1 protein-coding gene is annotated in these 987 nt (G+C 36.4%); it reads left to right on the top strand.

Going from position 1 to position 987, the window contains the following annotated elements; genetic code table 11:
• On the top strand, positions 1-414 hold a 414-nt coding region (locus OQ5_RS19820), incomplete at its 5' end, for a DEAD/DEAH box helicase (RefSeq protein ID WP_141638842.1).
• Positions 415-987: the final 573 nt, after the last annotated feature.

Raw genomic sequence — 987 nt, 5'->3', positions numbered from 1 at the left:
ATAAAAGATAAGTTCGATATGAATGCCATGTTTTTGCATGGCGGGACCACCCGAAAACAGCGTGATGAAATGGTGGAGAAGTTTCAGAATAATCCACACGAAAAAGTGTTTATTTTGTCGATTAAAGCTGCCGGAACCGGCCTGAATCTTACTTCAGCTAACCATGTAATTCATTACGATTTGTGGTGGAACCCCGCCGTTGAATCACAGGCCACAGATCGTGCTTTTCGAATAGGACAGGATAAAAATGTAATGGTTTATCGCCTGATTACGCAAGCTACTTTTGAAGAGAAAATCAATAAAATGCTTACCAATAAAAAGGAACTGGCCAATTTAACGGTGACTGCCGGAGAAAAATGGGTGGGTGATTTATCCGACAACGAGTTGAAGCAACTTTTTACTTTGAGTGAATAAAATAAAATCCGGCAGCATTCCCTTTTTATAAAGGGATGCTCCGGATCTTTTCTCACAGTTTAGGTAGTGTCTGTCCATAAAGTACCATTTGCTGTGTTACACTCGCCGCCAAAATACTCATTTACGAGTAGTAAACTCCGTTTTTGGCGGCTTCGCAAGCCTTGCAACTGGCACTTTCTGAACAGACACACATATTGGAAAAATTTATGCGAGTTTATAGACACGCACTAACCAGGGTTTGCTGAATAACACTTAAATAATTAATAATAAATTATTTACATCGCGTAATTCCATTTAAGGTGCAAGGTTTGTCATCCAAATCTTTAAAAATGTTTGCACCTGTAAATCAATAGATCATGAGATTTTTAGATATAAGATGATTTTTACAACATTAATATACTGCATTTAAATAAACAAACCTCTTTAGATATAAATAATAGACCTACAATGTATTGCAAAATTAATAAGGTATAATGTAAATGTTAATTGTCAACATATCACTATTCAAAAGATTGTTGTAATAATGAACGACTTTAACTATTTAAAAGGCGCGGTGGCCTGTCCGCTTTCCTG

Source organism: Anaerophaga thermohalophila str. Valhall (assembly GCF_000250735.1).
Classification (GTDB): Bacteria; Bacteroidota; Bacteroidia; order Bacteroidales; family Marinilabiliaceae; genus Anaerophaga; species Anaerophaga thermohalophila_A.
The sequence above is the reverse complement of the archived record's forward strand: the minus strand, read 5'-3'. Positions and strand labels throughout refer to the sequence as shown.